Below are 388 nucleotides of genomic sequence, written 5' to 3' on the forward strand. Positions count from 1 at the left end.
CCGGCGTGTGGCACGCTTTCTGGACGACGGAGGTAATTGCCGCCGCAATTTCTATGGTAGTGTATCGGAAAAGCGTCAAGTTGAAATAATCCGTCACAACCTCTTGTGAACCAAGATGGATTGGGGTATGATACAGATAACAGCCAAAAGAGAGGGTGTTTTGTTCATGCCGCTGAATCTGGAACAGATCAAGAAAAGCGAGGAGATCAACAGTTATATCCGGAAAGCCGACGAGAGTCTTTCTGCTCTGGGCTATACGGAACACAGCTATGCCCACGCCGGACGGGTTTCCGCGCTGGCCAGTGAAATTCTTCTCACCCTTGGGTATGATGCCCGCACCGCGGAGTTGGCCGCAATTGCCGGTTGGATGCATGACATCGGAAACATT

The 388-nt window shown here is 51.3% G+C and carries 1 pseudogene; it reads left to right on the forward strand.

The annotated features are described in order from the left end of the window. Positions 1–166: 166 nt before the first annotated feature. Positions 167–388 (forward strand): annotated as a pseudogene (locus H6B10_RS15605) (phosphohydrolase); the annotation flags it as partial.

The sequence above is a fragment of the Gemmiger formicilis genome, assembly GCF_016901605.1.
Classification (GTDB): domain Bacteria; phylum Bacillota; class Clostridia; order Oscillospirales; family Ruminococcaceae; genus Gemmiger; species Gemmiger formicilis_B.